The following is a 7,359-nucleotide window of genomic DNA, read 5'->3' on the forward strand; positions in this document are numbered from 1 at the left end:
CGCGGCCCGTGCCCCGTCAGCCGCCGAACCGGTCCTGGCACATGGCCGCCGCGCGCTGGCGGAAGAGCCTGTGCTTCGCCTCGTCGATAATCCCCTCCTGGAGCATCTTGTCGACGGCGCCATAGCGCTGGGAAAGGCATTCGGCGAGCGGACCGTTCGCCGGCATCGCCTTCTCTTCCGGCGCGCCCAGAAACCCCGCGATATCGCCCCGGTGCAGATAAGCGAGCGAGGAAGCGGCGCCGACCAGTACGAGGCCCGCGAGGGCTCGGGCCCGCCAGCTATCGAGGAAGGCGGTGCGCTGCATCGCCCTATTCTGTCTCGATGGTACCGTCGATGGTGACTTCGAGCCCCGCGGCGGGAACGGAGAGCACCACCTTCGCCTCAGCGGGACCGGTGAGGCTGCCATTTTCCACCGCCTTGCGGATCGCAGCCTCGATCTCGCGCTGCGAGGTCACGCCTACCTTCTTCAGGAACTTCCGCACGCTCATGTTGAAGACGTCTTCGTTCATTGTTTCCTCCCTGTTTCCGGGTTCGGCACCGCTCACGCCGGCGGCGCGAGCGGCAGATTGACGAGAAGGTTCTGCGGCTTCATCCGCAAGACGCCCGACGGGTCCTGCGCCAGACCGAGATAGACCGGACGCCCGGCGATCGACGGCATCATCGCTTCCGGCGATTTGAACTCGAGGCGGAACAACGCCAGAAGATTGACCATCTCCTCTTCCGGCACCTCGTCGCCCTGGTAGAGGGCGTTCAGGATCGCGCTGGAAGTGACGTCCAGCCCGATATGCCAGACCCATTTCTCGTCCGCGATGCTGCGGACCGGCGCCACCGAAACCTCGACTCCGAGGAAATGCGCGACCCAAGCTTCCAGCACGCGGCAGAGCGCGTCGAGCCCCGGGCGGGTGAAGGTCAGGTCGAGCACGGTATCGAAGCGGTCGCTACGCTCCCAGTAGATCGAGGCATTCTCCTCGGTCAGCACATCCAGTTCGACCGAACGGAGCGGTGTGTCGTTCTCCGCGATCAGCCGTTCCAACGAGCTGTAGCCCTGTCCGGCCGCATGCATATCGACGATTTCCTCGTCGGCGCACATCACCGTGCCGTCCTGCAACGTCACCCGCTGAGAGCGGAACAGCAGCTCCGCCGCGCGGGCCCGGAACGGGTCCGTCACGCCCTCCAGCATGTTCCGGCAGACGACATGGGCGAGCTGATCGAGGAAAAGCGGCGGGATCGAGATACCGCCCTCGCGGAAGGTCGAGAGATAGAAGGCTTCGAGGCTGTCCGCAGCCAGCAGGGCGTCGCGAAAACCGAGAACGATCTGGTAGTTCTCCCGCCCGTCCGGATCGCCGAACGCCGCGAGCTCCATATCGCTGACCGGACGCCGGGGATCTTCCAGAAGCGCCGCATGGAGGCTGCGTTCGGTGGCGCAGGATTCCGCGACCGGTGCGATTTCGGGGCGCGCGAATAAGGCGCGCAGAAACGCATCGGTGACCGTGAGCCGGCCGTCCGCGTTCCGCTCCAGCAACCCATAGCCGGAGCTGATCCAGAAATCCCTCGCCTCAGCCATCGCGCCGCACCCGCACCGTCAATCCAGCGACCATGTCGGTTTCCTCACCACGTCGGTCAACGGCACCAGGGGCGTCTTCGTCTCGCCGAGCACCAGGCCGCCCTTCTCATCGAGCCCGAGCAGCGTACCGCGCCATTCCTTGCCGCCGAATTTCAGCTCCACGTTCTCCCCCCGCTTCGCCGCACGCGGCAGCCACATATCGGCAATGGGGCGCAGGCCTTCGGAGAGATAGCGGTTGGTCCAGAGCAGGAAATGGCGCGAGAAACTCTCCAGCAGGCTGCCGGTCGTAAGATCGCCGCAGCCTTCGTCGAAGAGCGTGGTGCGCTGCCGCGTCATGCCCGGCTCTGGCGCGTCGTCCCGCGGCGTCATCGCGAGCCGGATACCGAGCACGGCCCATTCCGGTTCGGGGTCTTCCGGATCGTCCCAGAGCGCCGGATCGACGGAAATCGTCACGCCGCCGGCGAGCGCACCGTTCACGATCAGCCGGTCGGGCCAGCCGAAAAGCACCTCGACCTGCGGCGGCACCGTGGCACCGAGACAATCCCCGAGCGCCACCATCGCGACATGCACGGCCGCGAGGGTCTCGGACAACGGCCGGTCCGGGCCGAGGACGATCGCGCAAGCGAAATCCGTGGCGCTGTCGAGCCAGAACAGGCTCGCAGGATCGGCGCCATCCTTCGCGGCGGCAATCGCCGCCTCCAGAGGGTCGCTGCCCTCGAGCACGCGGCAGGGCCGATAGATTGGCGGAAAGGACAATTCGTCCAGCATGTTTCACTCCCTTGGCCCGAAACTAGCACGCCGTTTCGGACTGTCATGGCAGAATCGCCAACCGGATCGCCTCGTGATAATCGAGTTTGGCAACATAGACAGAACAAAGCGTAGGGGGAGTGAGCAAGGGTGCAGGTTCGCGGACTGCTGATCGCAGCACATGGGCTGCACCAGGCCGGCCGAATCGCCGAGGCCGTCAGCGGCTACCGACGGGTGCTCACGGCTGCGCCCGCCGAAGCCGACAGCTGGCACCTGCTCGGCACAGCGATGCTGCAGGCATCCCGCCCCGGCCCGGCAGCCGCCTGCATCTCCAAGGGCCTTGTCGCGCATCCCGCCCGACACGACTTCCGCCTCAACCTCGGCTTTGCGCTGATCGACTCCGGCCGCATCGAAGAGGCCGCATCGGTGCTCGACACGGCCTGCCGGCAAGCGCCGGGCGAGGCCTCGTACTGGAGTGCCTGCGCCGCCGCACGCAAACGGCTCGGAGATCAGCGTGGAACGGAAAAGGCGTACCGCGCCGCACTTGTCCTCGCCCCGGCCGACAGCACCTCACTCTACAATCTCGCGCTCGCGCTACAGGAAAACGGCGATGCGGAAAGGGCAGCGAGTCTCTACGGGCGGACACTTTCTTTCGATCCGTTGAACAGGACCGCCCGCGCCAATCGGGCCCAGGCTCTGAAGAGCCTCGATAAGGTCAACGAGGCCATCCGCGAGTTCCGGCGCGCACTCGTGCTCTCGCCGGACGATGCGACATTGCTGAACGACCTCGGCATCCTGCTCTGGGCGGAAAAATGCGTCCGCGACGCCATCGACCTCTACTCCCGCGCCATGACTGCAGCACCAGAGCGGGCAGAGATCGCCCGGAACCTGACCGGGGCGCTCGCGAGTTCAGGCCGATACGAAACCGCTCTCGAAGTCTACGGAAAGGCGATCGAGACGCACCCGGAAGATCCCGGCTTTCCGGTCCGGAGGGCCTTTGCTCTCCCCGTCATCGCGCGGGATCTCGCGCAGATTGATGAAGCCCGGCTGAAGATCGCCGGTTTTCTCGCCTCGCCGGACGCGGAACGGATCCGGCTCTCGGATCCTCTGACGGAAGTCGGCGCGGCGAACTTCTATCTCGTCTATCACGGCCGCAACGACCGCACTCTCGCGGAGGGGATCAGCGCCTTCTACCGCCGTGCGTGCCCGGCGCTGAATTTCATCGCGCCGCATTGCGCGGACGGGCCCAAACACGGCGACAAAATCGAACTTGGTATCTGCTCGAAATATCTCGCGGGCCATACGATCGGCGCAGTGTTCGGAGAACTCGTCACGGGGTTCGACAGGGACCGTTTTCGTCTCACCCTGCTCCGCCCGCCCGGCCTGAGAGACGCCGCAGCGGCAAAGATCGCTGCCGGCTTCGACAGGGTGGTCGAACTGCCTGCGGATATCGGGCGCGCGGCGACGGTCGCGGCGGAGTGCCACCTCGATGCATTGCTCTATACCGATATCGGTATGGAGCCGTTCACCTACTTTCTCGCCCATACGCGGCTCGCCCCCGTGCAATGGGCGACCTGGGGGCATCCGGTCACGACGGGTATCAGCACGGTCGACGTCTATCTCTCACCGGACTGTTTCGAGCCCGAAGGCGCGGATGCGCACTATGCCGAGCGGCTGGTGAGGAGTCCGAGCATCCCGATGGTCTACCGGGACGGCCCGGTACCTCCGCCGGCGGAGAAGAGCGCATTCGGATTGCCGGAGAACGGACCGCTCTATCTCTGCCCGCAGAACCTTTTCAAGCTGCACCCGGATTACGACCATGTCTTCGCCGATATCCTGCGGCGCGATACGCGCGGCACGCTGGGCCTGATCGAAGGCGCCAACCCGGAATGGACGGAGAGGCTGAAGACCCGTCTCCAAACCGTTCTCGGCAGCGCAATGGAGCGGGTGCGGTTCCTGCCTTATCTGCCGAAGAATGAATATATGCGTTTGCTCGGCGCGGCAGAGGTGATGCTGGACCCGATCCATTTCGGCGGCAGCAACACGACTCTCGGCGGGTTCGCCGCCGGTACCCCGGTGATCACTTGGCCCGGACCCTACATGCGCGGACGCATGACCGCAGGACTATACCGCACCATGGGGATCGAGGATTGCATTGCCGCGGACCATTCGGACTATGCCGCTAAGGCGGTCGAGATCGCCAACGACCCCGCATGGCGCGCCGATGTCGCCCAGCGGATCCGGGAGGCACGGCCGGCAGTCGTCGGGACCACCGGCGCTTCGGACGATCTCGGAAACCTGCTGGCGGAGGCCGTCAGCTCGCGGAGCGGTTCGCGATAAGCTCGGCCTTACCCGTCTCCATGTCGTAGCGCAGGCGTGGCTCGTTCTCGAGCGGGCGGCCGGTCACCCTGACGAAGCAGGCTCTTGCGGGGTAATCGATCGCATGAATCTCCCGCACGTCGTAGAAGCCGGCATCGCCCGGCTTCAGTCGATAAGTCTTCACATGCTCGATCGTTGCCGCGCCGTCGCCGCTACCGCCGTCGACACGCTTGAACTCGCTCATGTCGGTATATTCCTTGGCCTGACCGTAGATCGCCCAGGACGTGCCATGATCGTGCGGCGGCGAGGCGTGCGGCTTCTCGTTGACATGGGCCAGAACGACGAATTCCAGTTCGTCGTCGCGGTAAAGTTCGGTCACGCCCAGCGGCGCACCCTTGCCGCAAACCTCTTCGACGAACGCGTCGTTTTGCAGAAGCTTCTCAAGCTTCGCGCGCACCGCGTCGCGGCCTTCCGCATTGTTGTTCGCCGCCAGAATGTCGTGACTTTCGCGGCAGAACTCGTCCAGACCGTATGCCATGCCGGATCTCCCTTTGATTTCGTGACTTTCGCCGCCGGTTCGAATGCCGGTGGATTGATATCGCGGTCCATTCTCCCCCCAACCGTGGAGGAAGACAACGGACTGAATGCCGCAAGACTGGTTATTTGCCGGCGTTCATCCGCGCGATAGTCGCCGTGGTGCTGTGGCCATCCTCAAGCTGCGCGAGCACGACCTTACCGCCGTAAGACTGCACAAACTCGGCACCGACCACCGTCTCGACCGTGTAGTCCGCACCTTTGATCAGCACGTCGGGACGCACGGTCTCGATGAGTTCCATCGGCGTATCCTCACCGAAGATCGCGACCGCATCGACCGTCGCAAGCGAAGCAAGCACCGCGGCGCGGGAGGCTTCCGACTGGACCGGCCGCGTCGGGCCCTTCAGGCGCGCAACCGATGCATCACTGTTGAGCCCGACGATAAGCCTGTCGCAAGCCGCCTTGGCCTGACGCATCAGCGAGACATGCCCCGGATGCAGCAGATCGAAACAACCGTTAGTGAAACCGACCCGAAGCCCCTGATCGCGCCATTCCTTCGCCCGCCTGGCAATCATGTCGGCCGAGGCGACCTTGACCTCGCCCTGCAGAAGGTCGTGGGCCCGGAACGCAGCGGCGAGTTCGGATGCGTAGGCGACGGCCGTTCCCATCTTGCCGACGACAATCCCGGCGGCGGCATTAGCAAGCTCGATACCATGCGCAACCGGCAACCCGCGCCCGAGAGCCGCAGCCAGCACCGCGACGACGGTGTCACCGGCACCGGACACATCGAACACTTCCCGCGCCGCCGCTTCGAAATGCAGAGGCTCGGCATCCCGGTCGCCGCTTACATAAGTCATGCCGTCCTGGCTGCGCGTTACCAATACGGACTCGACGCCGGCATGCGCGATGATGTGACGCGCCGCGGCAACGATGGCTTCCACATTATCGACCGGCATTCCGCTCGCCTCGTAAAGCTCGCGCCGGTTCGGCGTGATCACCGTCGCTCCGCGATACCGACCGTAGTAGGTCCCTTTCGGATCGACGATCACCGGGCGCCCCTTCTTGCGGGCGGTCTCGATAAGCTGTGTCAGACCGGACTGGCTGAGCAGCCCCTTGCCGTAATCGGACAGAACCAGCGCAGAGGATTGATCCAGGTCCGCGACTGCGCGCGAGATCATATCCTCCTCGACAGCGGCATCGATTGCGCCGACATTTTCCTGGTCCGCCCGCAGCAGCTGCTGTGCGCCCGCCACGTAGCGCACTTTGATTGTGGTCTCACGGCCCGGGATGGTCAGCAGGTGGCTCTCGACACCCGTTTCCTCGGCAACCAGCCCTGTAAGTTCGCGACCCGCCGCATCACGACCGATGACGGAGATGAAGCAGGCCTCGGCGCCGAGCGCGACAAGGTTGCGTACGACGTTTCCCGCCCCGCCCAGCATTGCGGTCTCACGCTGGATTCGGAGTACCGGTACGGGCGCCTCCGGCGAAATCCGGTCGACGCTCCCATAGACGAAGCGGTCGAGCATCGCATCGCCGACACAGAGCAATCGGACCCCCGCGAGCGAGTCGACCTTGGCTGCGAGATCGGAATCGTGGGTCATTTGGCCTCCGCGAGACCGAGCTCGATTTCAATCGCACCGCAAAGCGAGTGACCAATGGTGATGTGCATTTCCTGGATCCGGTTCGAGGCATCGTGCGGAACCACGATCAGGGGATCCGCAAGTCCGACCATGTCGCCGCCGCCCCGACCGGCGAAACCGGCCGCGACCAGCCCCAACCGGCGCGCCGCCTTCAGCCCCTCGATCACGTTCGGCGAGGTGCCGGAGGTCGATATACCGATGGCGACGTCCTCCGGTTTTCCAAGCGCCTCAATCTGCCGGGCGAACAGTTGATCAAACCCAAGGTCATTGCCCGCCGCCGTCAGGGCGGAACTGTCCGTCGTAAGCGCGATCGCCGCGATCGCCGGGCGGTCCTTCACATAGCGGATCGTGAACTCCGTCGCGAGATGCTGCGCATCCGCCGCGCTGCCACCGTTCCCGAAAAACAGCAGCTTTCCGCCGTTCCTGATCGCAGCGACACAGCGTTCGGTCAGTTCGGAGAACGGAGCGGAAAGCATCTTACGCGCATCCGCCGCCACTCTCAGATGCTCATCGAACTCGCTCTCGAAGAACGCGCCGAGATTCATATCACTTAAG

Annotated in this window: 8 protein-coding genes; 1 reads left to right on the top strand and 7 read right to left on the bottom strand. The window is 64.7% G+C overall.

Features of this window, described 5'->3' with window-relative positions; translation table 11 throughout:
* Positions 1-16: 16 nt before the first annotated feature.
* From NUH88_RS10070 to NUH88_RS10085, 4 genes are read right to left on the bottom strand one after another with little or no spacing between them, the layout of a single operon-like run.
* Positions 17-304 (bottom strand): hypothetical protein, encoded by a 288-nt coding sequence (locus NUH88_RS10070; protein WP_257771857.1) that lies wholly within the window; start codon positions 302-304, stop codon positions 17-19.
* A gap of 4 nt (positions 305-308) precedes the next feature.
* Positions 309-509: a DUF6494 family protein gene (locus tag NUH88_RS10075; protein ID WP_257771858.1), complete on the bottom strand. Its 201-nt coding sequence runs from the start codon at positions 507-509 to the stop codon at positions 309-311.
* A gap of 32 nt (positions 510-541) precedes the next feature.
* Positions 542-1,564: a DUF6352 family protein gene (locus NUH88_RS10080; RefSeq protein WP_257771859.1), complete on the bottom strand. Its 1,023-nt coding sequence runs from the start codon at positions 1,562-1,564 to the stop codon at positions 542-544.
* An 18-nt stretch (positions 1,565-1,582) separates the two neighbouring features.
* Positions 1,583-2,332: a biotin/lipoate--protein ligase family protein gene (locus NUH88_RS10085; RefSeq protein WP_257771860.1), complete on the bottom strand. Its 750-nt coding sequence runs from the start codon at positions 2,330-2,332 to the stop codon at positions 1,583-1,585.
* A gap of 129 nt (positions 2,333-2,461) precedes the next feature.
* Between NUH88_RS10085 and NUH88_RS10090 the strand changes: the two genes are divergently transcribed.
* Positions 2,462-4,651 carry a tetratricopeptide repeat protein gene (locus tag NUH88_RS10090; RefSeq protein ID WP_257771861.1) on the top strand — a complete coding sequence of 730 codons (2,190 nt, stop codon included), beginning with the start codon at positions 2,462-2,464 and terminating at the stop codon, positions 4,649-4,651.
* Here the strand turns inward: NUH88_RS10090 and NUH88_RS10095 are convergent.
* From NUH88_RS10095 to NUH88_RS10105, 3 genes are all read right to left on the bottom strand, one after another.
* Complete coding sequence (locus tag NUH88_RS10095; RefSeq protein WP_257771862.1) at positions 4,626-5,168, bottom strand: cupin domain-containing protein; 543 nt, start codon at positions 5,166-5,168, stop codon at positions 4,626-4,628. The two genes, NUH88_RS10090 and NUH88_RS10095, sit on opposite strands and share 26 nt — an antisense overlap.
* A gap of 121 nt (positions 5,169-5,289) precedes the next feature.
* On the bottom strand, positions 5,290-6,765 hold the full coding sequence (gene rfaE1 / locus NUH88_RS10100; RefSeq protein WP_257771863.1) for a D-glycero-beta-D-manno-heptose-7-phosphate kinase: 1,476 nt from the start codon (positions 6,763-6,765) through the stop codon (positions 5,290-5,292).
* On the bottom strand, positions 6,762-7,349 hold the full coding sequence (locus tag NUH88_RS10105; protein ID WP_257771864.1) for an SIS domain-containing protein: 588 nt from the start codon (positions 7,347-7,349) through the stop codon (positions 6,762-6,764). Before NUH88_RS10105 ends, rfaE1 begins: the two co-directional genes overlap by 4 nt.
* Between the last annotated feature and the right edge of the window lie 10 nt (positions 7,350-7,359).

Origin of the sequence: Nisaea acidiphila, from assembly GCF_024662015.1 — a bacterium.
Lineage (GTDB): Bacteria > Pseudomonadota > Alphaproteobacteria > Thalassobaculales > Thalassobaculaceae > Nisaea > Nisaea acidiphila.

What these genes read in the sequence shown, in the direction of transcription:
- NUH88_RS10105 (WP_257771864.1), bottom strand. Translation starts at nt 7,349, where the DNA reads ATGAATCTCGGCGCGTTCTTCGAGAGCGAGTTCGATGAGCATCTGAGA.
- NUH88_RS10080 (WP_257771859.1), bottom strand. Translation starts at nt 1,564, where the DNA reads ATGGCTGAGGCGAGGGATTTCTGGATCAGCTCCGGCTATGGGTTGCTG.
- NUH88_RS10095 (WP_257771862.1), bottom strand. Translation starts at nt 5,168, where the DNA reads ATGGCATACGGTCTGGACGAGTTCTGCCGCGAAAGTCACGACATTCTG.
- NUH88_RS10070 (WP_257771857.1), bottom strand. Translation starts at nt 304, where the DNA reads ATGCAGCGCACCGCCTTCCTCGATAGCTGGCGGGCCCGAGCCCTCGCG.
- NUH88_RS10075 (WP_257771858.1), bottom strand. Translation starts at nt 509, where the DNA reads ATGAACGAAGACGTCTTCAACATGAGCGTGCGGAAGTTCCTGAAGAAG.
- rfaE1 (WP_257771863.1), bottom strand. Translation starts at nt 6,765, where the DNA reads ATGACCCACGATTCCGATCTCGCAGCCAAGGTCGACTCGCTCGCGGGG.
- NUH88_RS10085 (WP_257771860.1), bottom strand. Translation starts at nt 2,332, where the DNA reads ATGCTGGACGAATTGTCCTTTCCGCCAATCTATCGGCCCTGCCGCGTG.